Annotated in this window: 13 protein-coding genes; all 13 read left to right on the forward strand. The window is 43.7% G+C overall.

Annotated features, from left to right (window positions below; all coding sequences use genetic code 11):
- Positions 1-22 precede the first annotated feature (22 nt).
- On the forward strand, positions 23-1,882 hold the full coding sequence (locus E4F24_RS12705) for a RagB/SusD family nutrient uptake outer membrane protein (RefSeq protein WP_140939376.1): 1,860 nt from the start codon (positions 23-25) through the stop codon (positions 1,880-1,882).
- A 42-nt stretch (positions 1,883-1,924) separates the two neighbouring features.
- Positions 1,925-4,618 (forward strand): glycoside hydrolase family 38 N-terminal domain-containing protein, encoded by a 2,694-nt coding sequence (locus tag E4F24_RS12710; protein ID WP_140939378.1) that lies wholly within the window; start codon positions 1,925-1,927, stop codon positions 4,616-4,618.
- Between the two features lie 304 nt (positions 4,619-4,922).
- Positions 4,923-7,892, forward strand: coding sequence for a LamG-like jellyroll fold domain-containing protein (locus E4F24_RS12715; RefSeq protein ID WP_140939380.1), 2,970 nt, complete (start codon positions 4,923-4,925; stop codon positions 7,890-7,892).
- Between the two features lie 59 nt (positions 7,893-7,951).
- Positions 7,952-10,180, forward strand: a complete 2,229-nt coding sequence (locus tag E4F24_RS12720) for a hypothetical protein (RefSeq protein WP_140939382.1) — start codon at positions 7,952-7,954, stop codon at positions 10,178-10,180.
- Between the two features lie 30 nt (positions 10,181-10,210).
- Positions 10,211-12,502: a hypothetical protein gene (locus E4F24_RS12725; RefSeq protein ID WP_140939384.1), complete on the forward strand. Its 2,292-nt coding sequence runs from the start codon at positions 10,211-10,213 to the stop codon at positions 12,500-12,502.
- 28 nt (positions 12,503-12,530) lie between these two features.
- Positions 12,531-14,450, forward strand: a complete 1,920-nt coding sequence (locus tag E4F24_RS12730; protein ID WP_140939386.1) for a right-handed parallel beta-helix repeat-containing protein — start codon at positions 12,531-12,533, stop codon at positions 14,448-14,450.
- Positions 14,451-14,568: 118 nt separating this feature from the next.
- On the forward strand, positions 14,569-17,400 hold the full coding sequence (locus E4F24_RS12735) for a DUF1349 domain-containing protein (protein WP_140939388.1): 2,832 nt from the start codon (positions 14,569-14,571) through the stop codon (positions 17,398-17,400).
- 200 nt (positions 17,401-17,600) lie between these two features.
- Positions 17,601-18,929, forward strand: a complete 1,329-nt coding sequence (xylA, locus tag E4F24_RS12740; protein ID WP_140939390.1) for a xylose isomerase — start codon at positions 17,601-17,603, stop codon at positions 18,927-18,929.
- A 149-nt stretch (positions 18,930-19,078) separates the two neighbouring features.
- Positions 19,079-19,654, forward strand: a complete 576-nt coding sequence (locus E4F24_RS12745) for an RNA polymerase sigma-70 factor (protein ID WP_140939392.1) — start codon at positions 19,079-19,081, stop codon at positions 19,652-19,654.
- Between the two features lie 143 nt (positions 19,655-19,797).
- The gene (locus E4F24_RS12750; RefSeq protein WP_140939394.1) at positions 19,798-20,952 is read left to right on the forward strand and encodes a FecR family protein; all 1,155 of its coding nucleotides are present in this window, start codon (positions 19,798-19,800) and stop codon (positions 20,950-20,952) included.
- A 302-nt stretch (positions 20,953-21,254) separates the two neighbouring features.
- A complete protein-coding gene (locus E4F24_RS12755) occupies positions 21,255-24,542 on the forward strand; it encodes a SusC/RagA family TonB-linked outer membrane protein (protein ID WP_181182488.1) in 3,288 nt (1,095 codons plus the stop codon).
- An 11-nt stretch (positions 24,543-24,553) separates the two neighbouring features.
- Positions 24,554-25,969: a RagB/SusD family nutrient uptake outer membrane protein gene (locus E4F24_RS12760; RefSeq protein WP_140939398.1), complete on the forward strand. Its 1,416-nt coding sequence runs from the start codon at positions 24,554-24,556 to the stop codon at positions 25,967-25,969.
- The coding region (locus E4F24_RS12765) for a DUF4843 domain-containing protein (RefSeq protein ID WP_140939401.1) at positions 25,969-26,379 on the forward strand (411 nt) is incomplete at its 3' end. The genes E4F24_RS12760 and E4F24_RS12765, both read left to right, overlap by 1 nt.

Below are 26,379 nucleotides of genomic sequence, written 5' to 3' on the forward strand. Positions count from 1 at the left end.
TTAACATTAAAAGGAGATCAACATGAAATATCTAAATCAAAATAAATTTATCCTATATATCGTCCTAATTCTGTTAGGTTCGTCATGTAAAAAAGGATTGGATTATGAAAATACGAATGCCATAAATCCAAGTAATGTGTGGACTGATTCTGTGTTAATTAAGGCGTATTTGAACGATATTTACGGAGGTAGTATGCCTGGCTGGCCACTTGGAAGTGGAGCGAGTGCCGACGAGGGTATTAACTCGTCCGGGGCAAACTTAGGTAACTTTCAGCGTGGTATAGTCGATGTGGCAACAAATTTTACCAACCTGAATTATACCAATATAGATAAAGCCAATTATTTTATAGATCAATTGGCAGATATTCCCGAATCTGTGATAAGTTCAGGTACCAAAAACAGGTTAATTGGTGAAGCCAAATTTTGGCGTGCCTGGGCTTATTGGGGTATGGTAAGTCAAGTTGGAGGTGTGCCATTGATCTTGAAAACACAAGATGGTAACGACAGAAACTCATTGAAAGTACCTCGTAGCAAAACATCAGAATGTGTGGCACAAATTATAAAAGATCTGGACGAAGCCGCTCCTGTATTGTGGCCTAGCTACAGTGGAGCTGATTATGGCCGGATTAACCGTGCTGCTGCGCTTGGTTTTAAGGCAAGAGTACTTATGTGGTGGGCAAGCCCGTTGTTTAATCCAACAAACGATCAAACTAGATGGACAAACGCCTATAATGCGGCTAAAGCTGCCGTACAAGCGGCCGATGCCGCAGGTTTTGGCTTGTTTGCAAACTACAAGTTAATTTGGTATTCGAGCAACAAAGAGCAGATCATGGTCAGACAGTACTACTATCCGGATAGTTACATGAACTTTAACTCCATCAGACCATTACTGTTTACAAATGGTGCTACCAATACCGATCAGCCTATATTGCCGTTATTGCTAGCCTATCCAAAACGTGATGGTAGCCCGATGCAGTTTGATCAAGGTCAATTGTCTAATGCTGCATATAATCAACAGTTTTTAACAGATTTTTACACCAATCGCGACGATCGTTTCTATGCAACAATTTGGTGTGGTGGTACCGTGTACCCTACACCTGATGTAAATACGATAGGCATGACAGCTCCAAGATCCCATTCTTACTGGCAAGCCTGGACGTGGCAACCCACGGCTACACCTAGTACTGTACTTCCGGCAAGAGATAATTCGGTATTCCGTGGTATTTCTCCGCTTGTCCAAAATGGTGATGAAAACGCTGTAACCGGATTTTTCCAACGTAAAGGCCTGGATACGATTTTAGACCGATCAGCCTTAGTGGGGGTAGCTACCGGAGCCAAAAGCTGGTTCTCGCCGATGCGTTATGCTGAACTACTCTTAAATCTTGCTGAATGTGCCAATGAAGCAGGTCACGGCAGCGAGGCAATTACTGCTTTATCGGCTATTCGTCAACGTGCAGGCATTGCTCCCGGTGGAGATTCGAAATATGGTATTACGGCAGTTTCACAGGTCGATATTCGCACAGCGATCATGAATGAGCGTATGGTAGAGCTTGCTTTTGAAGGGTTTAGGTTTAGTGATTTAAGAAGATGGAGACGCTATGATATTCTGAATAGCCAAGGCACTAGAAAAGGTTTATTCTTGATGCTCAATCAAGGCGAGGCATTGCCAGGTAACACGGATAATATCATGACTGCTTCTGTAAGGTCCAAATTCTCTGCGGTTATTGTATCCAATCTGGATAAAACAGCCTCAGCCGATCATAGCTACAACTTGAGTCTTAATCACTGGTTTAACTCTTTAAATCCGGCGCAGATTTCTATTGTACCTGATGAGTTGCCACAGAATAAAGAGTGGGGTGGCACTTTTGATCCATTGCTGTAATGATAGCGATATCAAAAAAGCGTATCTTTTAAATACCTATTGATGAACTTAAAAATCGCCGATAAAAGTAGCGTTTTTTTGAAAAGTGGTTATGCTGCTGTCTTCTTATCTCTTTTGCTGTTTGGCCAAGAGGTAAGGGGGCAGCAGCAGCCATTTTCGCCTATAGTTGTGCCCGGGCATCCGGGCAATTTACTACCGGGACAAACGGCCCCCGGTGTAACAGATCTGTGGGTAGTGTTTAAAACGCATTGTGATCTTGGGTACACCATGTCCGCAAAAGAGGTGTTGAAAGATTACCGAGAGGGGATGATGGACAATGCGATCCGATTGATTGAAGACGACCGGAGGCTCAGTAAACCTTCCGATCGGTTTAAATGGAGTATCGCTGGTTGGCCGATGATGGCTAATATTTTGGGTAAGGAGCAGGCTTCGGCACGAAAACTCAAGATTGAACAAGCATTACGGGAAGGTTATATGAATGTCCATGCTTTTCCGGCTACCATGCATACCGATGTCTTTGAACCCGAAGACTATGTAAGAGCGCTAGGATTTTCTTCCCAGGTAGCCCGAAAATATGGTCAGGAATTGCCTGTCGCCGCTAAGATGACCGATGTACCTGCACATAGCTGGTTCTTACCAACACTGTTACATCATGCGGGTATCAAATTTTTGCAAATCGGCTGCAATTATTCAAATCGTGGCCCTATACTACCGAAACTATTTTGGTGGGAAGGCCCGGATGGATCAAGGATACTTTGCAATTATACGGCCGAATATGGCTCTGGTATTAGGCCTCCTGCTGATTGGCCTGCTAAAAATTATCTGGCCATCTCAATGACCCACGATAATGAAGGTCCGCCATCACCGGAGCAGATTCAAAAGGTTAGGAATGAGGCAGCCGAAATCAAGGGAGCCCAGCTTCATATCGGCACTTTAGATGACTTTGCAAAGGCTCTCTTAGCTGAAAACCCCGACCTGCCTGTTATAAAAGGCGATATGGTGGATCCCTGGATCCACGGTGTAATGGCGATGCCCCAAGAAACCAAAATAGCCCGAAATATACGACCTTTGATACCTGCTCTGGATATTCTGAACACGCAGATGAATGTGTGGAAACTTAGGACCGAATCCATTGCAGAGCCATTGGCCTTAGCATACGAGAACAGTATGCTGTATGGCGAGCATACATGGGGCGCTATGACCCCCGGTTGGGGATTTTTTTCCATGGATGGAAAAAACAGGGGAATAGAACGGTACTTATATGGGGATGACTTTGTGCAGGCCAGAAAGGAAGGGTATTATCAGAAATTTGAAAATAGCTTTGACGAACATAAGCGTTATATACACATTACGGATAGTATTGTAGCGAATGAGCTAAACAGCAGATTGAAAACCCTTGCGCAAAATGTGAAAGCGAAGGAAGGAGAGATCATAGTCTATAATACATTGCCCTGGTCAAGAAGCGGTGAGTTTCAATTGGACGGTGTAAAAATATGGGTCAATGATGTACCGGCCAATGGATACAAAGTCCTGAAAAATGAACCTTATAAATCTATTCCTATAGCGCATGATGCCTCCCTTATCCACACGAAATATTTTACCCTCCGGATCGATACGGTTCGCGGAGGGATCGCTTCCCTGATTGAAAAATCTACCGGCAAAGAACTGGTGATGCAGCAGGATGGGTTTGTGCTCGGGCAGTTTTTACATGAGCGGTTTGCCTACGATCAGACCCTCGATTACTACAATCGCTATTGTACGATGTCGAATTCATTTAATGCCTCCGTGAAGCCTAATATGCCTAAAGACGTGCCGTATTCGGCAGTAACACCACGGCACTGGAAAGTGGAAGTAGAACGAACGGCTTTCGGTGACGAGATTGTGCTCCGTTCAGACAACACAGATGGAATTGCGAAGTCCGTAGCTATAAAATTCACCTTTCCCAATGCGCAGGCATTTGTAGATATAGAATGGAATATAGTGGATAAAGTGCCTAATACACTGCCCGAAGGAGGGTGGTTGTGCTTTCCGTTCAATATACAGCATGCTAAGGTTCAAGTGGGAAGATTAGGAGGGATAATGGATTTGGAGAAAGACCAGGTTGTGGGCGGAAACCGTTTTGTGTACGGTGTGCACACAGGCGCAGCGTTAACAGATAAAAGTGGCTTTGGTATGGGGATCTGCGCGATAGATGCTCCGCTAATGAGTTTCGGTGAACCCGGGCTTTGGAAATATGATTACGATTATTTACCTGAGAAATCAGCCGTTTTTGTAAATCTTTATAACAACATGTGGAATACCAATTTCCCATACTGGACCGAAGGCTCCTGGAGTGAGCGGGTCAGAATTTGGGGGATCGCGCAACATGAGCATACAGCAGAAAACATCGCCATTAAGTCTTGGGAAGCAAGAACACCATTATTATCCATCAAGGCTACAGGCAAAGGGAAGCAGCTTTCAAGCGAGAAAGCCGGAATCTCCTTATCCCGTAAGGGCGTGTTGGTTACGGCTTTTGGTGCTGATCCCGACGGCAATGCAGGCACGCTGTTGCGGGTATGGGAGCAGACCGGTACAGATGGAGAAGTCAAAATTAAGCTGCCCGGGGAGATGAACGCAAAATTTGTTACACGGGTCAATCTGAGAGGAGAAATTATCGGACATAGAGAAGTCATCAAGAATAATGAAATAACCACCAATCTAAAGGCATACCAACCGGTCAGTTTTATATTGAATTGATTCGGCGAACCAGTCCTGTTAGATGCTAAACAACTTCAGGTTGTCAAAAGGCCAGTTATCCTGTTATAACTGGCCTTTTGTTATAAAAGATAGTCCATTCGATTACCGAGTACCGTAAACATAAACCAGCGCAAAATAAACATAGTAAAATAGCAAATTACTGGTAGTTATATCTCCGGATTATGCTGATATTTACCTTTGAATCTTTTATATAAAGTATTTAATATCAGGCAGCAATCTGGTCTGATATTTTGAACTGACTCTAAATCTCTTTATCGGTATGTTAAGGAGGAAACTATTGATTATGAAAAAAACGCACATATTTTTATTTTTTATTGCACTTCAATTTTCTGTACAGGCTAAGGTGAAGCCTTTAGTGCATGTTAATTTCGGTAAAGCCGGAAATATAACTTTTGCGGTTGCGCCGGAGACGATCAAGTCGGATAAAGGGAATTTTACGCTAACACGAGTCGGCAGGCCCTTATTTTACGCAGATGCACCTTCGGATAAAGCCCAACAGGGTGAAGGCTCTATACTATTCAATGGTACAGCTGATGGATATCGTACCTCGGTGAGTGTGGCTGGCGCGGAAGAAAATTTTGTCTTTGAAGTATGGGTAAAAGCGAAAGAGGTCAATCCGGAGGATAGACAATTGGGTATTGTTGCATTACATGGAGCCACAAAGGAGGGCTACGCGTTTGCACAACGGGGTAAAGAATGGGTGTTTATCTCCGGAGGGAGGGGAACAACAGTTATCGGTAGTGCCGTCAAAGCGGAATGGATCCACTTGGCTGCTACTTTCCAAAATGGCAAAGGAGAACTTTGGATCAACGGGAAAAAGACAGGGAATTTCAATCCGACAAAAAAGATTGCGACTAATTTTTCTATCGCGATTTCGGACGAAGGAAAAGACGCATTTAAGGGAGAGATATATGAGGTAAGGTGGAGTACTTTTGACCAACAGGCTTTTGACTCCCAAGCTGATTTTTTACTGAATTACAAAAAGAAGAAGGAACAAGACAATAATAGGACAGCCGCTAGGACAGCGTTGATAAAACATATTGGGCAACCCGGGATGGGCAAAAGCTTTGTTGACGAATTTGAAAATAAGCCTCTGGAAACGGATTGGTTGATTAAACAAGTGCAAGATGTTTGTCAGTTGTTGGTTAAGAAGAATCCGGGTGATAACATCGCCAGCTTTCAGCTTAATAATGGTCTGGTGTCGCGGACATTCTACGTTTCGGACAACTTGGCTTGTATAGGTTACAAAAACCTGAGCAATCAGGCTGAATACCTACGGGCTGTAAAACCTGAAGCCCGCGTGATGATCGATAGTGTATGGTATGAGGTGGGTGGACTGAAAGGACAACCTGAACAATCGTACTTGCTCGAAAGCTGGTTGTCTCAGATGGAAGGGGATGATCAGGCCTTTGTACTTGCCGCTGTAGAGACGGGAGCACCCTTGGAGCGTTACCCATGGCAACAAAAGTTTAATGCCGTAGCTACGGATTGGCCGGCAAAGGGGCTAAGGCTTATACTCACGTTCAAGCCTTCGGATAGAATGAAAGCTGTGAAAGATGTTGAAGTAAAGGTTAATTATGAAATCTATCAAGGCCTTCCGGTAGTGACCAAATGGGTAGAGGTAACGAATAGTGGGAATGAAAAGATACGTTTAAACCAAATCGAGACAGAGGTGTTGGCGGTCAATCAAGATCAGGTGGACCGTATCCATGTCGAAAGCGATTTTTCTTTTGCGTTGGTCAATGCCAATTTAAAAGGAAGCGCACTGATGCACTATCAAGGTGACAAGATCGAAGCTTATCAGGCTGGAGAATCAACGACTAAATGGGTAGTAGACAAAGCGTACCATACCTGGGCAACACACAATCAAGCAGAAGATAATTTTTTGAATTTCCCGCATCGCAATCTGCTCTTGAGTTATCTGCCGATGGGGCCGGATGTGGATGTATCCAAAGCGACCCCTTTCAAATCGTACATCACTTTTGAATTGCTGCAAGACAGTGATGACCGGGAGAGAAAGAGTTTAGCGCATCGCCGCATGTATAAAAAGCTAGCTCCCCAAACGACCGAATCGTTGATTACAGGAGGAATTACGTCACACGATGAGAAGACCTTGAAGAATTTTATAGATCAAATGGGCGAGCTTGGCATGGAAAGACTGGATATCCAGGCCTGGCCCGGAATCAGTCATGATAATCTGGAAGAGAAATATGTGTCCCTATGGAAAGACATAGCTTCGTATGCCAAGGCCAAGGGAATAGTAATGGGAGGATATGAATTACAGGTAGCTTCCCGTGGACGTGGCGAAGACGTGGATTGTGTACATCCGGTTACGGGAAAGCCCGGTAGCGTATTTGGGCAAAGCGTATGTATCGCCAGTTCTTGGAAAGATAGCTACTATGCCAAAATGTGGGAGTTTTTTGATAAGACGGGGTTAATGACATATAATATGGATGGCCCTTACCATGGCGACCCATGTGCATCTACCGAACACCCGCATCACCATGGGTTGCACGACTCACAGTGGGAGCAGTGGAAAAGCCAGGTGGAAGTGTTGCATGAATTGCAACGACGCAATATGTATGTGCCGATACCGGATTGGTATTTTTTAAATGGGCAGTCGGCTACAGGAATGGGTTATCGGGAAGCTAGTGCTAATCTGACACCCGACCAACAGATGTTATTGGGCAGACAGTATATTTACGATGGAACCTGGCACAAGTTGCCAACGATGGGATGGATAGGCATGCAGCTGGTCGGGTTTTATTCCAACGATCCAAGGATAGGGTTAGAGCCCTTGTCCCAGAATCTAGATCGTTATGAGCGGCAGTTGATACAATTCTTAGCCAGCGGTAGTCAGTTTACGATTCGTGGAAATCGTCTTTATGATACACCTGAAACCAAGGCCATGGTCTCCAAATGGATCAATTGGTTTAAGAAGCATCGCGAAATCCTGACTTCGGAGATTATCCATGTGAGTCGTCCGAATGGCCGTGATATTGATTGTATGCTTCATGTCAATCCATTTATTGCAGAAAAAGGAATGGTTGTATTTTTTAACCCAACGGATAAAGTCGTTAAAAAAGAGATGAAGTTGCCCCTATACTATACGGGGATAAAAGGAGAAGCAAAATTGACCGGAGCAGACGGGAATACGATAGTTAAAGCGATGGATGCTAAATCTGACATTACGGTGCAGGTCGAAATCGCACCGGGGGGTACAGCCTGGTACGTTATCCAGGAAAGCAAGTAACGTATTGATAGCAGGAGTATTAAGAAACTAAATGTTGAACGCATAGATATATAAAAGAAATGAAGAAAATGATATTGACGATTTTGGTGAGCATGCTTTCCGTGTCGGTATTTGGACAGAATTGGTTGCCACAGGAGCAAGATAATCCGGGAGCATTTCGACTGTTGGACTGCCAATATCAGGAAGCTAAATTACTGAGAAGTCAACAGATAGGAGCAGATTCGAAGAATTGGGAGGTTAAGCAAGAAATTGTCCCCGGAAAGAATGGCAAGGGAGTGACATATCGCTTTACATTCAAGGCCAGGCGTACGATGTCCGATGTGGGAGTCGCCGTAGCTTTTGATGAATATAACTGGACGAGTGACAATTTTGTCATGATACCATCTATTGTGTATAATGGGAATAGGCAGCGTATTGTGAATCGCGAATATGCAACTGGACTGGACAAGACAGATTACTACAGAAAAGACCTGGCTTTGACATCCAATCCAATTCCACAGCTATCCCCCGAATATGGTGCCAAATCACGCTTGGAGGTCAATATCAGTAATACATCCACACCTTTGATCGCATATTTGGATAGAAAGGCTCAAAAGGGGACTTTCCTGTTTACCGATCAAGGGATAGATTGGAAAGGAACGGTAAAGGATCATGCCTTTATCCTGGAAGAAACTCCGGATAGGCAGGTGGCCAGTTTTGTCATCAGTGCGCCGGGCGTGCGGGAGCGTAAACCCGAGTTCATCGGATTCAGTAAAAGTCCGGATAGAGGGCTTTCGGTAGTCGCGGGCGATGAGATTACGATCCGGGTAACCCGGATAGACTTTGAAAGTAAAGACGTTGTTACCCTTTATCAACACTTTATGCGCGAACGAAAAGCTCACGTTGAGGAAGCAAAGCCAAGGAATCTGATGCCCATGAGCGAAGTCTTGACCAGGATGACCAAAAATATTGATGATCGCTATTATGTAGGCGATGGTGTTGCATACTACTGCCCGGAGAATGCCGACTGGATGTCCTATGGTTGGGTCGGCGGATTGATGAATACATTCCCGATGTTAGCCTTAGGCGATAGCGATCATCTGGGGAAAGTAAAAAATACATTTGATTTTGCACTGTCGAGAGGCAAGGGAAAGAGTGGCTATTACTATGATGTGTTAGGCGCAGATGGAAAGGTCATCAATAGAGATGCCGCGAAATGGGTTCCCGGAATCGGCCTGACCCGAAAAAATGCAGATGTATTATATTGGATGGTCAAACAATTCATGCTGCTAGAGAAGCAAGGTAAATCTACAGATGTAGCTGAAGACTGGAAAACGAATGTGCGTCTTTTAGCGGATGCTTTTGTAAAGACATGGAAAGAAGAGGGAACCTGGGGCAACTACTTTGATATCGAATCAGGCAAAGTAGCAGCCTATAATACGACGAGCGGAGCCATGGCTGTGGGGGGCTTGGCACTTGCTTCGTTGTATTTTGATAACGACGAGTACTTACAGGTAGCTCGCGAGGCCGCTGCTGATTATTACCGGAACTTTGAAGTCGTCGGATTTACCTCCGGGGCCTGCGGTGATATCCTGCAGAATGCAGATTCAGAAACGGCTATAGCGTTGACTACATCTTTGATGACCTTGTACGAGGTGACCGGAAACGACCAGTATCTGCAACAGGCGAGGCATTTGGCCAATTATACGGCATCGTGGACAGTTTCGTTTCCTTACCGCCTTCCGGCACATACCCCCTTGGCTAAACTTGGAGCGAACCTGACGGGTGCAGTATGGGCGAGTACCCAGAATAAGCACGGCGCTCCGGGCTTCTGTACACAATCCGGCGATGTACTCTTTAAGCTGTACCGTGCAACCGGAGATAGCCTGTATGCAGATTTCATAAGGGATGTGATCCATGCCCACGCCGAGGGCGTTCAGCCCAACGGTAAGATTACGGAGCGTCTGACCTATTGTGACGCTGATAGCCGGGGATCACGCGGTGACGGCGGGCAAACGGGGTGGAACGAAACCAACGGAGCGATGATGGCGATCGAGATTCCGGGCGTGTACATCCGTAAGGACCTGGGCAAAGTATATGTATTCGATCATCTGGAGTTAAAAGATGTGAAGAAAACGAAGTCTGGAATGACCTTGACACTGTACAATCCAACAGCTTTTGACGCTATTGTCACGCTAATGGCCGAAGAGGAAAGTCAAGCCATGCGACCACTTGGTGAAAACGCATTCTTGGATTGGAAGCAAAAAGTCACCATCAAAGCCGGAAAATCGGCTACGGTAAAGATTTAATGAATTAATTTATTTAGTAAATTTATACAGATGATACACCATGCTAAGAGTTTTATGAAGCGTTGTATATTGATCTTACTCCTGTTAGGAATAGGACAGAGCATATCTGCGCAAACAGTTTTACAAACGAATTATTTTAAAATCGTGATCGACGGGAGGGGCTATATCACGAGTATGCAGAATATAACCAAACAGCCCTATCGGGAATTTAGTCCGGCGGATAAACCATCACCGCTGATGGTACTTTATAACGCCAAGAAAAGGATCTATTCCTATCCTGAAAAGGCCAGCTATTCAAAGAGTGAGAAGATTATAACCCTCAGCTATTCCAATGGATCGTCTGCTCGGATTCGGATCGAGCCGGATGCAAAATATGTTAAGATGAAGCTGTTGTCGCTGACCAATTCTCAGGATATTGAAGCGATTCAATGGGGGTCATATCATACCAATATTACCAACTTGATGGGGGAGATCATTGGTGTAAGCCGGGATACCAGCCAAGCGGTTAACTATGCCATTGGTATGCTGGCGCTCAATGACAATACCATTGGCGGCACAGCCGATATTCAGGGCGATGCTGCACCATTTCAGTACATCATCCATTCGCCTGATCCGGAGCGTTTCCCTTTACCTAAACACTTGCACGAGGGCCAGGTGTTTACACTTGGAGGTGATGGAATAAGCGATGTAGCTTTCTATGCGCATAAAGAGCCGTATTATCGTATTTTATACGGTAATGCAGCCGAGATAGATAAAAATGGTCGTATTTCGATCACGTATCAATCGAGAGACAGACGCAGCGAACGCGAAGTCTATTTTTCGTTGATTCCCAACATGCCGGTTAATAAACCTAACCATTTGCAGGTACAGCCATTGGCGGGAGTAGATTATATCGGATCTTCCATAGCACTATGGGGAAGTCCGGATAGTACTGCTTTGATGGATGTAATTCAGGATATTGTTTTGAAAGAAGGCCTGCCGTATCCTAAGGTCAATGGCAAGTGGATAAAAGACCCGGCGGCTTACGTACCTGATGTGCTGACAGAAGGAGGGCTGTACGACAATATGATTGAGTACGCCCGGCGATTGGGATTTAAAGCGATCAGTCTGTATGACCAGGGATTTGTGCGGGCAGACCGGGGTAATGAGGGCTATTTGGACGGAAAGAATTTTGAGAAGAAACCCCTTAAGCTGACCAGTGGAAACCTGTCACATAAGGAATATGCCGACCTGGCAAAAAAACACAATATCGTGATTGGAAGGACTCCGATCACCAACGCTTTGGCCCCCGGTACCAAAGATGCCAGCCCTATTCCAAGCGATAGCCTGTGGTATCAGCAAAAACGCCTGTTGGTCAATAATATCGATGCTACCGATACCTTGATATATGTCAACGATCCGAAGTATCTGGATGAAATCGGCAGCTGGGAAGGTCATGCCAAGAGTTTGAATATGGTAAAAATTGGAAAAGAGTTGATCCATTACCTCGGTGTATCCGATTCAGCGCCATATCGATTATTAAATGTAAAAAGAGGTTACTGGAAGACCACAGCTACGGCACATCAAGCCATGGATACCATTTATAAACTGCAGGTGACGATAAATTATGGATACGACGGATTGATCCCCAATATGCAATTGCAGGATAAGATTGCGGAGTATTATGCAGACGTATGTTACCTGAACGGATTAGGCTACTATGATTTTGATGGACAAGAGTTTCTGTTTAACAATGGTCATGGTTACTATTCTGCAAAACGTTTCTTTCGAAAGATGTTCGAAAGAGCGAAGCAGCATGGTATAGCAGATATCCGATTTACAGGAGCTACACTTTCAGAAGGATCCTGGCATTATCAGAGTATCTGGAATGTGGGAGGCGGTAAGAATCTGTATGATGTAGAGACACGGGAATGGGGAAGTACAACCTCACAGGGTAAGGATCTGAGAGATGTATCCTATGCCAATTATTATCCGGTAGGCATGGGCGGCAACTTTCCGATAACGGAAAAATCTACTGTAGAAGAGTATGAACATATTCAGGCCATGTCAGTAGGAACAGGATCTACTTATAGCCTGAAATTAGATCAGAAGAAAGTAGAAAGTTGTCCGCAAAAAGATGCCATTTTTGATGTCATCCGTACCTGGGAAAATGCACGTGCTGCCAATGCCTTTCCGAGATGGGTGAAACAACACCTGGTTGATCCGGCACAAAGCTTTAGACTGGAAGAGGTGGACCGGGACAACTGGAATCTTTATCGTATGAGCGGAGCCGGAGCAAATAAGCAATTGTTGGTCAAATTGAAAAGAGCAAAAGGGTACTAATATTAATCGGAAATCAAAAATTGTTTATATGTTGAAATTTAGTTGCGGATTTATGTTGTTGCTGATTAGTCTGTATGGTACAGCACAAACAAAGTTACAAGGTAAGGAATATCATGTAGCACAGACAGGAAATGATGCAAACATGGGGACGCACAGCGAGCCATTGAAGACGATTATGGCAGCAGCTCATCGTGCCATGCCGGGTGATGTCATTACCATTCACGAAGGAGTATATCGTGAACGGATCACACCTCCGCGTGGCGGCAACTCTGATGAAGAGCGTATCGTATATAGAGCAGCTCCGGGCGAGAAGATTATCATCAAAGGGTCTGAAGTGGTCAAAGACTGGAAGTTGGTGAGGGAAGGTGTCTGGGAAACGAGGGTGTCGAATCGTCTTTTTGGTGATTTCAATCCGTTTGCCGACAGGATCCGCGGCGACTGGTTTTGGCCAACACCCAAAGAAAGAAAATACCATACGGGAGCGGTGTATCTGAATGGACATTGGTTGATGGAGGCTGTAAATAAGGAACAAGTCTTAGCAAATGGGGATGAAAAAGATCAATTATGGTGGGCGGAAGTAGACACCGGGACAACAACTATTTGGGCGCAATTTAAGGATATCAATCCAAATGAAGAGACCGTAGAAATAAATGTTCGTCAAACCGTATTCTATCCGGATAAGCCTTTTATAAATTACCTTACTGTCAGTGGTTTGACGATGGAACACGCAGCAACTAATTGGGCACCCCCGACCGCTGAACAGGTAGGGTTGATCGGAACACATTGGAGTAGAGGTTGGATTATCGAGAACAACGATGTCCGATATTCGAAGTGTGTGGGCATCACATTAGGTAAATATGGTGATGAGCATGATAATAGAATGACAGAATCTGCCGAAGGATATGTTGGTACCATCAATAGAGCTTTAGCCTTTGGCTGGAATAAAGGTACTATTGGAGAACATATTGTACGTAACAATACGATTTCGCATTGCGAACAGGCCGGGATTGTGGGCAGTTTGGGCTGTGCATTTAGTACAGTAGAGCATAATGTGATCCACGATATTCATATCAAGCGTTTGTTTACAGGAGCTGAGATGGCCGGGATCAAATTTCACGGTGCAGTAGATACTAAAATTGCAGGAAACCGGATTTTCAGGACAGACAAAGCGATATGGCTGGATTGGATGGCTCAGGGAGCTCAGGTGACAAATAATCTCCTGTATGAGAATGATCTGGACGTATTTTTAGAAGTTACACATGGGCCCACGTTGCTGGCTAACAATGTGATGCTGTCAAAAACGAGTCTGCTGATGAATGCTAAAGGAACCGCATTTGTTCACAACCTGTTTGCAGGTAAAATGAACGTTGTAAGCTACGATAGCCGTTTGACTCCTTATCAGAAGGCGCATTCCACATTTGTAGAGGCGCTGTCTGATAATCCCGGAGGTGATATACAGTTTGTAAACAATCTGTTTATACAGGGGGCTGATGTAAGTGACTACAGCAAGGCCTATCTTCCGGTTACATTGGACGGCAATGTCTATACAAAAGGAAGTGTCGGTATTTCACTGGACAAATCCAACCAACGAATGGGGGAGATACATGCCGATGCGAAAGAGCGTATGAAAAATTACCAAATCCAAGCAGCAGTAGAGAAGAGTGCGCTGTTCGATACCGGGTATGTTGCTATTCCGGTACTCGAAAATACAGCGAACGAGATCTATCTGAGATTGAATCTTTCCGGCGAGTGGCGCAGAACGAAAAGGAACGTAGTTACTTCAAAAACATTACGTCCGGCACTCATACCTAATCTTTCTTTTGAAAATACCGACGGCTCTGCTCTTCGTATAGATCTTGACTATTTTGGAAAAAAGCGAAGTTCGTCCAATCCGTCTCCCGGGCCTTTCGAAGAATTAGGGGGGCATAAAAAAAAGGTATGGCCTTAGCCAACGTGTTAGCATAGATATAGTATGCAGGAGATGATGATCGGCAAAAGGATGAAATTAGGATTTGCAGATACAAATTGAAGGTTAGATAGTGATGTAGAAATATATAAATAGTATCATGAGAAAGAAGATCATATTTTTTGCGGGTATTTTGTTTTTTAATGTACTTGTGTACGGACAAGTCAACACAAAGTTATTTAATAGAGAGCAAGTGCTTGTCGACAAGGATTGGTTGATATCGGTGTCAAATGCGAAGGCAGAATTGTATAAAACGCATGAAGGTTATCTGGTTTTTTCCAATGGGTTGGTGAGTCGTACGTTCACGCTACAGTCTAATGTGGCTACCATTGGTCTGGAGGAGATGCGGACGAACACTTCCTTTCTGCGGTCTGTCCGGCCCGAGGCCAGTGTTACGCTCGATGGTTTTCAGTTTGATGTAGGCGGATTGGAGGGACAAGAAGTACATAATTACCTGTTGAAGGAATGGATCCCAAATCTGAAAGCCAATCCCGGAGCGTTTAAGATGGTGAAATATCGTATAGAAGAAACGAAGGAACGTTTCTCTTGGATGAAAAGGCAAAGTTGGATGCCCAAGGATCTGCCATGGCCCCCTCCCGGGAAAGAATTGATATTTACCTATCAGTTGGACGAAGAGGCGATCAAAGCGATGGCAGACCGTAGGCAATGGGATGGCAACAGGTCTGTGCTGGCCAACGATGACTTTAAAAAGCTTGCCAACGACTGGACCCTGACAGAATCAAAAGCGCATGATAGAAACTCCTTTTTAAACGAAGGTAAAATTGGTGAGATTATGGCTTTAGCAAATAGTGCGGTATTTGCCGAACGCGACTGGCCTAAAGAGGCAAAAGTCGTTATTGCCAAAGTGAATAAGGGGACCGATCAGTCGAATGATTGGGGCCCGGGACTGGGACTTGTTATAGGGGGGCGGGTCGTAAAGTTGAACGTAAGATCCGCAGAGGGGAAAGTGGGATTCTATGATGGCAAGCAGCAACAGGAGAGCTTAGCTATTGGTCATGCGAATCAAGTGTGGTTAAGATTAGAGCGGAAGGATAAAGTGATTGAAGCTAGTGCATCGCTGGATGGTATCGATTGGAAAAAGGTCGGGGTATCGGCCTTGTTCGGGAGTGAGATACCATCGCGTGTACGGGTGGGTAAAATGGATCGGAAAGGGGGCAAGGGTGACGATCCCAAATTGGGAACCGAAGGACGATCCAATATTGAAAGCTTTCAGCTATTAGGCGACTTTCCTGCACAGTTTTCGGGAGATCTGGTATCTAAATTGGCTTATCTGAAAAATGTAGAGGTGAATGTTCACTATGAACTGTATGATAATCAACCGGTTTTTAGTAAGTGGATCACCGTCAATAATCAATCCGGAAGAGATATTATGCTCAACGCGTTCACCAGTGAGCAATTGGCTGTATTCGAACCCGAAAGTTCTGTCGATCAACTACAGCGGTGGTTGTTGCCTAATATTACAATCGAAACCGATTATAATTTTGGTGGAATGAGCGAAGAGACTATCTACTTCTCTAGTGTCGCATGGAAAAAGGATCCCTTGTATATGACACAGGTAAACTACGAACGGGAAACATTGTGTCTGCTTGAAGTTGCACCAAAAATTGGTCCGCAGCAAGTGATTCCTTCCGGCCAGCGTTTCGATAGTTTCCGCGTTTGGGAATTGATTAATGACAGTTGGGATCGGGAAAGAAAAGGCTTGGGCTACCGTAGGATGATGCGTTCTATTGCACCTTGGGCAACCGAAAATCCGATATTGATGCACGTACGGAGCTCGGATACCGAATCGGTTAAGAAAGCGATAGACCAATCGGCAGAAGTAGGTTTTGAAATGGTGATTATGACATTCTGGAGCGGATTTAATGCCGAGGATGATTCGCCTGAAAATATAGCGCGTATGAAAGAGCTTGCCGATTACGCCCATAGTAAAAACATCGAATTGGGAGGATATTCTTTATTGGCCAGCCGTCATATTGATGCCAACAATGATGTTGTATTGCCTGAAGGTAAAACGCCTCGATTCGGACATTCACCCTGTGTGGAAAGTGAATGGGGACAGGAATACTTCAAGAAGCTCTATAACCTTTATGATAAGACAGGCTTGGGGATATTTGAACATGACGGCTCTTATCCGGGAGACCTGTGTTATTCAACCGACCATCCCGGTCATAAGGATGAAAATGATTCGCAGTGGAACCAATTTAAACGGGTTACAGATTTTTATAAATGGTGTCGATCCAAAGGGATCTATCTGAATATTCCGGATACGTATTTTCTGAACGGCGGAAATAAAGTAGGAATGGGTTATCGGGAGGCCAATTGGTCATTGCCACGGGCGCAGCAGGAGATCATCGAACGGCAAAATATCTTCGATGGCACTTGGATGAAATCCCCTTCCATGGGATGGATGTTTGTGCCATTGGTTGAATATCAAGGAGGCGGAAAGGAGGCGACCATTGAGCCGCTGAAGGATCATTTAGCACATTATGAACAACGAATGGCCAATCTGTTTGGTGCCGGTGTACAGGCATGCTATCGGGGGCCACAATTGTACGATACCCCCGAGACCAAAGCAGTGGTGATGAAATGGGTTAATTTCTATAAAAAACACCGTGACGTATTAGATAGCGATATCATTCATCTCAGGCGCCCCGATGGTTGCGACTACGATGCGATCCTGCATGTGAATCCTACCGGAAATGAAAAAGGCTTGTTAATGGTCTATAATCCATTAAATGAGCCAATTAAAAGAAAGATTAACGTTAATTTGTATTATACAGGATTGACCGATGCTGTACGTATATCGGAGCAGGGCGGGCAAGAGAAGGAGATGAAAATGAATCGAAGCTATCAGGTTGAATTTGAGGTGAATATTCCGGCTAAGAGTCAAACTTGGTTTGTAATTAAATAAAGATCAGGAAGGATATGCAGAGATCATTCCTTTGCGCCGGATATTCAATCGGTATTCTCCAATTATGGTCATCACCAGAGGCTTTTCATGGATGTTGAACACTTAAAGCTATATCTCCCCTTGTGCCATTAATCGCTCATGAGGGGAGGTATATGCAAGTTGAAAAAGATCTTGGATGATAAACTTTAAATTAAGATAGAATGAAAATTTTGACAGGAAATCAAGTGTACTTTGAAACTGTAGGACGGGTCGAATTTGAAGGGGTCGAATCAGACAATCCCTTGGCTTTTCGTTGGTACGACCCCACTCGTGTGGTGGCAGGAAAGACTATGGCCGAGCATTTTAAATTCGCCTGTACATATTGGCATTCTTTCAATGGAAATGGTTCGGATCCTTTTGGCAGCCCTGCGCATTTTTATTCATGGGAGAGGAAAGCTTCAATAGTGGAGCGTGCAAAGGAAAAAATGGATAGTGCTTTTGAATTTATGACCAAAATGCAGTTACCCTACTATTGCTTTCATGATATCGACCTGATAGATTATACCGATGATATGCTAGACAACGAACGAAACGTAGAAGAAATCGTTGCCTATGCCAAAGAAAAGCAGGAACAAAGTGGCGTAAAACTATTATGGGGTGCGGCCAATCTTTTCAGCCATCACCGCTATATGAACGGAGCGTCAACGAATCCGGATTTTCAGGTCGTAGCGTATGCCGGAGCGCAGGTAAAGGTAGCATTGCATGCTACTATCGAACTTGGAGGGGAAAACTATGTTTTTGGAGGAGGGAGAGAAGGATATATGTCATTGGTGAATACCAATATGAAACGAGAACGAGCTCATTTGGCTCAATTTTTACACATGTCTAAAGACTATGCCCGCAAAAATGGCTTCCAAGGAACATTTTTTATAGAGCCGAAGCCCTTTGACCCCACTAAACATCAGTATGGTTATGATGCGGAAACAGTAGTCGGTTTTTTAAGAGAGTTCGATTTGCTGGATGATTTTAAACTTAATTTGGTGACCGGCCACGCCACACTCGCGGGCCATACATTTCAACATGAACTTCAAGTTGCAGCAGATGCAGGCATGTTAGGATCTATAGCCGTTAACCGCAGCGAATATCAAAAAGGTTGGGATACAGATCAGTTTCCGGCCGATCTCAATGAACTCACTAAGGCTATGCTGACTGTTCTCGAAGCCGGGGGCTTGAACGGAGGAGGAGTTAATTTTGATGCGAAGGTGAAACATAATGCTACAGACTCGTTAGAATTGTTCTACGCGCATATCGGAGGCATGGATAATTTCGCGCGGGCATTGTTGATTGCAGACCGTATTTTGCAGCATTCGGACTATAAGAAAATTAGGAACGAACGTTATGTAAGCTTTAATGCAGGAGTTGGATTAGACTTTGAAAAAGACAGATTGTTCCTTGAGGATCTTTGGGACCATACAATATCCTATGGTACATCGGAGATAAAAAGCAGTCGGCAGGAGTATATGGAAAATCTGATAGCACGTTATCTTTAATTTGGTAGTCAGTTAAAGAGTAGAATCAATTTTTTCGTTGATTTTTTTATTCTTCAAAAATAAAATTTAACTTGGGCTGGTTTTAGCCTAATGACTGTATGCCGGGTTTGGTATTAGATATTTCCGGTACTGTTTTTTGTTTGAAGAATATGGATTTTTATAATAAGCTTTCTGATGCGGACTTATCTGTTCTTTTAAAAGAGAATGATGAGCGCGCATTCACGGAGATTTATGAGCGTTATCATAGCTTATTGTATATTTACGCTCAAAAAAAACTGCATAATAAACTAGAGGCTCAAGACATAGTACAAGATGTGTTAGTCACATTATGGAATAAGCGCCTTGATTTTTCGTTAAAAGTGTCTCTGGCTTCTTTTCTTTTTACTGCAGTTAGAAATAAGGCGTTGGATGTATTTGCCCACAGGCAGGTAGAAGAAAAGTATATTGTTTCCCTACAAGGTTTTATTGCTTCAAATGTGTCTTCTGATTTCTTGGTTCGTGAAAATGACTTAAAAGCGTTAATCGAAAGAGAAATTCAGGCCTTACCGCCAAGAATGCGGGAAGTGTTTGAATTGAGTAGGAAAGAAAGGCTTACCAATAAAGAAATTGCTCAACTTTTGGATATTTCTCAGCATACCGTCGATACGCAGATCAAGCGGGCATTAAATGTATTGCGTAAGCGTCTGGGCTTTTTCTTATGGCTGATTTATGTTATTTTGAACTAGATTTTTTTGAGTCACTCTCTTTTATAAGGCTTTCGTTCGAAGGCTTTTTTTATTTTCCTTAATTTTTTTTTAATTCTTGTACCCGACTGCTATATGCTTTCCCGTCTTAGGTGTATAAAAGGAATAGATACCCTTTGTTTAATATGATAGACGCAAGAGAATTATTTGAAAAATATAAGGCTGGTCATTGTAGTGCTGAGGAGATCGCGCTCTTAGAAAAATGGTTTCACCATCTTGGCGAAGAGGATATTTCTGATCTTACAGCGTTGGATTTGATGCAGGCGAAGGAAGACTTTAAGGGTAAAATAAAAGAGATTACGAAGAAAAAGAAGGTTTTTGCTCTTTGGCCTCGTATTGCTGCCGCTGCTTCTCTGATTATAGGTTTAGGGATTGCGGTTTATTTATACCAATCCGACAGCAATATCGATTCGGATAACGATCTTTTGGCATTAAATGATGTAGTGCCGGGAGGTAATAAAGCGATATTGACCTTAGCCGATGGCAGAAAAATTGATTTGAGTGATGCCGGTAATGGCGAACTTGCAGAGCAATCCGGAATTGTCATTACGAAAACAGAAGACGGTCAGTTAGTGTATCAGGTCCTTGATAATGTGGAGACTGCCCCTGCAGCAGTTATTTATAATACCATTGAAACGCCTGTAGGCGGGCAATATCAAGTTGTGTTGCCGGATGGTTCTAAGGTATGGTTGAATGCAGCTTCTTCATTGAAGTTCCCGTCTTCATTTGCCTCGCTTTCCGAACGAAAGGTTGAACTGGCAGGAGAAGCCTATTTCGAAGTAGCGAAAGATAAGTTACACCCTTTTAAGGTGGTGAGCGCCGATCAGGAGGTTACAGTATTAGGTACACATTTCAATATCAACAGCTATAAAGATGATGGTGCCGTTCGCACGACCTTATTGGAAGGCCGGGTGAAAGTAAAGACACGTACTGTAAGCAAGGACGGGGTGTATTCCGAAGTAACACTACGGGCAGGAGAACAAGCGGTACTGACCAACAAGGGGGTCAGCATCATTGAAAAGGATGTAAAACAAGTTATCGATTGGAAAAATGGGGATTTTATTTTCCAAAAGGAGAGTATCGGCAGTATCATGAACCGCATAGCACGCTGGTATAATGTCGAGATAGCATACGCAGAAGGAATAGACAGGCAGATGACCTTTAGTGGCCGGATGTCGAGAAAAAGAGAGCTGAAAGACATTTTAAATAAAATATCCTCTACAGGAGAAATAACATTTAAAATAGAAGACTCTACGGTAAAAGTTTTGGCTATGCCGTAAAACCTAGCATTAAATTAACCCAATTTAAATATACTTAAATCTTATTATGAAAATACAAACCTAAGATCTCACACACAGTAGTATAAATGAAGCCGAGAGTGTGCAACCACCCCCGGCTAGTTTAAGGCAATTATTGTACCCATTTAAGTGGGACCTATTAAAGTAACTTATGTACCCTAGGAGCTACCAGTCTACCGGACAAGTATTTGGTATGCCCCTTTTTAAACCAAAACAAATGTATGAATTTTTATATTAATAAACTGTGCAGGCCACCGGCTGGCATAGCTAAAATATTATGGACAATGAAATTTACAGTGTTATTACTTACGGTCACTTTTTTTCAGCTGTCGGCTAGTACGTACGGCCAGCAGGTAACGCTGAAAAAGAGAAATGTGTCGTTGGTAGAAATATTTAACGATATTCGGGAGCAGACGGGCTACGATTTTATCTACAGTGATCGGATGATGGAGAAAGCACACTTAGTAGATATGAATTTGAAACAAGTCTCGCTGCAGGAAGCGCTTCGTCAAGCGTTCATCAACCAGCCCTTTATCTTTGATATCGAAGAGAAGACGATTATCGTAAAGGCGAAACCTGTCATCACTACCCTGAACCAGCATCGTATGGTATCCGGGCGCGTCACGAACGAGAAAGGTGATCCGTTGGAGGGAGTCACGGTTCGGACAAAGATTAGCAAGACTGTAGCCACCACAGGCAAAGACGGTGTGTATTCAATCCAGATCAAGGATGATACCGACCAACTTTCTTTTACCTATTTAGGCTACGAGGCTCAAATCGCCAAGGTTCCGGCCAAAGCCAGCGAAATACTGAACATTCAATTGAAAGTGTTGTCCAATGAAATCGATGATGTCATTGTAACGGGTACAGGTATCGATCGTAAAAGAGAAAGTTTTACCGGAGCGACAGCGACATTTACCGGAGCAGACCTTAAGGTTGTCGGGAATAACAATATCATTGCGAGTTTAAAAGCATTGGATCCTTCTTTTATTGTAATGGATAATGATTTGGACGGATCTAATCCCAATCGCGTGCCCGATATTGAGCTTCGTGGAAAGACGGCGGTGAACGAACTGTCCCTTAAAGATGCTTTTGGTACCATGCCAAATCAACCCCTGTTTATATTGGATGGATTTGAAACGACCTTACAAATTGTTATTGATATGGACATGAACATGGTCGCATCAGTAACGATTCTGAAAGATGCGGCTTCGACTGCACTTTATGGAGCTAGAGCAGCCAACGGAGTAGTGGTTATTGAAACAGTGCAACCCAAGCCGGGCAAGATGCAATTTGACTTTACGAACGATATGCGGATCAATGGACCGGATCTGACGGTGTACAATATGATGAACTCGTGGGAGAAGCTGGAGTTTGAGCGTCTGTCCGGAAAATATATATTGGATGATCCAATCCAACAGTTAGAATTAGATTCCATCTATTATTCACACCTCAAGCGCATTCGTACCGGGGTAGATACCTATTGGTTGAATGAGCCCGTGCGGTCTGTAGTGAGCCAAAATTTATCCCTTAGTGCAAAAGGAGGAGATCCGGTGTTTCGTTATGGCGTAAGTTTTAATTATAAGATGGAACCGGGGGTAATGAAAGGATCTAACCGCGACACCTGGGGCGGTAATATCAACCTTACCTTTCGGAAAAATAAAGTGAACATCAATAACTCCACCTTTGTGCGCGGGCACGCCAGCAATGAATCTCACTACGGTTCTTTTGAGAATTATGCCAATGCGAATCCGTATTACGCCAAAGGTACAGATAACCCTTTCTTAGATCATTCAAGGACTTTAGGAAGTGCTTTTACAACCGCACAATTGAATGTTCCTAATCCATTGTACAATGCCTCGTTGCCTTTTAAAAATCAGGGAACAGGTATGGAACTGCAGAATAACTTGAATCTGATTTATGAAATCATGCCTAAACTGCGTTTCAATACCGGATTTCAAATTTCCAAATCGGTATCTGAGAGTGATGTGTACACCTCACCGGACAATACCCAATTTGCATCAACTCCATTTCAGCAACGCGGACGCTATAGTAACGGGAAAAATGACCGTTTCAATATGAACGTTAACGCATTGCTTTCTTATGGAAATTTATTTGCCGGTAAACACCAGGTTACGGCCAATATCAGGGGGCAGATAGCGCATAACGAAAGTAGTTCCGAAAGCTTTGTTGCCGCTGGATTTCCATCCGGTGCAGCACCAAGCCTACGCTTTGCCTATGCCTATTTAGAAAACGCTTCACCTGCGGCCAATAGAAGAGCACACCGTTCGGTAGGCGCGACAGGTTCAGTCAATTATGCGTATAGAATGCGTTACCTGTTTGATGCGTCATACCGTATTGATGGTTCTACTTCTTTTGGTAAGGACAATCCCTTCTCACCTTATTGGTCTACCGGTATCGGATGGAACATCCATCAGGAGAACTTCTTTAAGGGAAGTTCCGTATTAAACCGTCTAAAGTTGTTTTCAAATATCGGGGTAACCGGAAACCAGAATATGGGTACGATACTATCCACTTCGGTTTATAATTACCAAACAACCTATAACCAATACGGACAAGGAGTAGCGTTGAATACGATGGGGAATCCCGAAGTATTACCGCAAAAGACCATGCAAATCAGCAGTGGGGTAGACTTTGGCCTGTTTGGCGATCGAGTAACAGGTTCATTTAATACCTATTATAAGAAAACGACGGATATGGTTGTTCCGATTGACTACCCTACATCTTCAGGTGTAACTAATTATGCGGAAAATATAGGAAGTTTGATTACCAATGGTTACGAACTACGCGTTAGTTTTGCACCTATTGATAAAAAAACAGAGCGTATTGTGTGGCGTGTCAATTTAACAGGAGCGACACTGAATACCAAGTATGCCGATTTTGGAAATGCGTTAGAAACGCGCAACGAGAAGCAGCAACAAGCGAAAGCATTAACACGTTACAAAGATGGAGCAAGTCCTTATGATATTTGGGCGGCCCGGTCTCTGGGTATTGACCCTGCTACAGGACGAGAAATGTTTTTAACAGCGAACAATCTGCATACGTTGGATTATAACAGTGCCAATATTGTGGTGGTGGGTAGTAGCAAGCCGTTTTTGGAGGGGGTAATAACGAACTCTTTCAATTATAAGAATCTGTCCCTGTCCGTGATGATGCGCTATAGAACAAAAGCAGATGTGTTTAACTCCGCGCTGTTGAGCAAGGTCGAGAATATTTCGTACCAGGGCGTAGCAAACAACCAGGATAAGCGGGCACTTTATGACCGGTGGAAAGCTCCCGGTGATATCGCCCAGTTTAAGAGCATATCGTTGACTTCCTTCACGGAGATCTCAACACGTTTTATTCAAGAAGAAAATACACTTTCCTGTGAGTCTATCAGTATGGGCTATACGTTTGCCAACACAGGTTGGATTCGTGCCATGGGGCTTAGAAATATGAACCTGACGGGTTACACCAATGATATCTTTCGCTTGTCGTCTGTAAAAAGGGAGCGTGGTATCTTGTATCCGTATGCACGTTCGGTATCCTTCAGTTTAAGAGCATCATTTTAAAAAGTATTTAAATGAAGAACAATTTATCTTTCATGATTATAATCGCTGTAGTAGCGATGTTTTCATCCTGCAAAAAATTTCTCGATCTCAAGCCTGAAGATCAATTATTAGAAGAGCAGGTGTTTAGCTCCAAACAGAATATTGATGCGGCTATGAATGGACTCTATGTTCGTATATCCGCAAATAACCTGTATGGCGAAACACTTACCTTGACGGTGCCGGAGGTTATGGCGCAGCGCTTTAATGTAAATCCACAACATGATATGGCGCGATATGCCACACATGCCTATACGGATGGTGTGGTAGCAAACCGGATGGCAAATATATGGTCATCAGCTTACTCGGTTGTTTTAGGCGTCAATGTTTTTATGGATCGCTTGAACCAGTCACCCGGATTATTGAGTACAAAGGCAGATTCCCTGTACCGGGGAGAGGCATTAGCCATGCGGGCGATGCTTCATTTTGATATGTTGCGTTTGTTCGGGCCTATGTATTTATCTGCCGACTCTACGGCAAAAAGTATACCCTACTGCAAGCAATCGGATGTCTCCGTACAGCCTTTCCTTGCCGCTAATGAGGTGATGAGCCATATTGCCGGAGATCTCCGTGCAGCAGAGCTTTTACTGGAAAATGATAAAGCCATGGAGGCGGGTAGAAAATACAAATTTAATTACTATGCCGTCAAAGCACTTCAAGCCCGGGTGAATCTCTATAGAGGGAATAAGCCTGAAGCCCTGGAAGCTGCCAAGGTCATTATCGATAATGACAGCAAATTCCCTTGGTCTAGTCCAAGTAATATTTTGGTTGAACGTATCAATCCGGATCTTATATTCTCTTCCGAAATTATTTTAGGCGTTTATAATTCGGAGCTTTATGAGCGATTCCAAAAATTATTTAGCGGTGATCTGGCTGACAGAAACATATTAGCGCCTTTAGAAGCTCGTTTGATTTCTACGTTTGAATCGAATACCTCCGATCTTAGAGGCCATGGTCCAAATCAACTCTGGAGACGGCCGGGTACCAAATCCTATATGACTTTCTTTAAGCATGTCGACATAGATGACAAGGGAAGAGCCTATAGAAACACGATTGCACTGTTACGCAAAAGTGAGATGTATTATATAGCTGCCGAATGTGAGCCCGATAAAGTAAAGGGGATAGAGTACTTAAGTACGGTACGCCTTAATCGAAATATAGCAGCACTTGCCCCGACATTAACGGATGCGCAGTTTAAAACTGAAATACAGAAGGAATACGTCAAGGAATTCTTTGGTGAAGGGCAGTTATTCTTCTACTTCAAAAGAAACAATGTAACCTCTATACCGGCAGGTACAGTGGCGATCGGGAATACCTCGATGACTCCTGTCAAGTACATCGTACCTATTCCACAGGCCGAAATATCTAATCGTAATGAATCTGATAAATAATGAAGACTATTAAACAACTTATGGCTGTATTATTGATCGTAGTATCGATGACAGCCTGCGAGAAAGGACTGATGACCTTTGATAACCAGAATGCGGATATCTATTTCTATCACGCCGGACAAGCTCCTTTGGCATCGGCAAAGGATTCTACCTATATTTCCTTTTCCTATACGCAGGAGCAGGACTCTGTTATCGATATCCGGATAGCGGTTACCGGTGGTAAAGAGGATCGCGACAGGGAGTATGAAATCGCTGTAGATACGGCTTCTACCGCGATCTCAGAAGTGCATTTTGAGCCACTTCCTCAAAAATTAACCATTAAGAAAGGTGAATTGTCTGATGTTATCAAGCTCAGACTGTTGCGTACACCGGAGATGGAAACCACCAGTTACATTCTAAAATTGAACCTG

The organism is Sphingobacterium lumbrici, from assembly GCF_006476045.1.
Classification (GTDB): Bacteria; Bacteroidota; Bacteroidia; order Sphingobacteriales; family Sphingobacteriaceae; genus Sphingobacterium; species Sphingobacterium lumbrici.

What these genes read in the sequence shown, in the direction of transcription:
- E4F24_RS12705 (WP_140939376.1), top strand. Translation starts at nt 23, where the DNA reads ATGAAATATCTAAATCAAAATAAATTTATCCTATATATCGTCCTAATT.
- E4F24_RS12710 (WP_140939378.1), top strand. Translation starts at nt 1,925, where the DNA reads ATGAACTTAAAAATCGCCGATAAAAGTAGCGTTTTTTTGAAAAGTGGT.
- E4F24_RS12715 (WP_140939380.1), top strand. Translation starts at nt 4,923, where the DNA reads ATGAAAAAAACGCACATATTTTTATTTTTTATTGCACTTCAATTTTCT.
- E4F24_RS12720 (WP_140939382.1), top strand. Translation starts at nt 7,952, where the DNA reads ATGAAGAAAATGATATTGACGATTTTGGTGAGCATGCTTTCCGTGTCG.
- E4F24_RS12725 (WP_140939384.1), top strand. Translation starts at nt 10,211, where the DNA reads ATGATACACCATGCTAAGAGTTTTATGAAGCGTTGTATATTGATCTTA.
- E4F24_RS12730 (WP_140939386.1), top strand. Translation starts at nt 12,531, where the DNA reads ATGTTGAAATTTAGTTGCGGATTTATGTTGTTGCTGATTAGTCTGTAT.
- E4F24_RS12735 (WP_140939388.1), top strand. Translation starts at nt 14,569, where the DNA reads ATGAGAAAGAAGATCATATTTTTTGCGGGTATTTTGTTTTTTAATGTA.
- xylA (WP_140939390.1), top strand. Translation starts at nt 17,601, where the DNA reads ATGAAAATTTTGACAGGAAATCAAGTGTACTTTGAAACTGTAGGACGG.
- E4F24_RS12745 (WP_140939392.1), top strand. Translation starts at nt 19,079, where the DNA reads ATGGATTTTTATAATAAGCTTTCTGATGCGGACTTATCTGTTCTTTTA.
- E4F24_RS12750 (WP_140939394.1), top strand. Translation starts at nt 19,798, where the DNA reads ATGATAGACGCAAGAGAATTATTTGAAAAATATAAGGCTGGTCATTGT.
- E4F24_RS12755 (WP_181182488.1), top strand. Translation starts at nt 21,255, where the DNA reads ATGAAATTTACAGTGTTATTACTTACGGTCACTTTTTTTCAGCTGTCG.
- E4F24_RS12760 (WP_140939398.1), top strand. Translation starts at nt 24,554, where the DNA reads ATGAAGAACAATTTATCTTTCATGATTATAATCGCTGTAGTAGCGATG.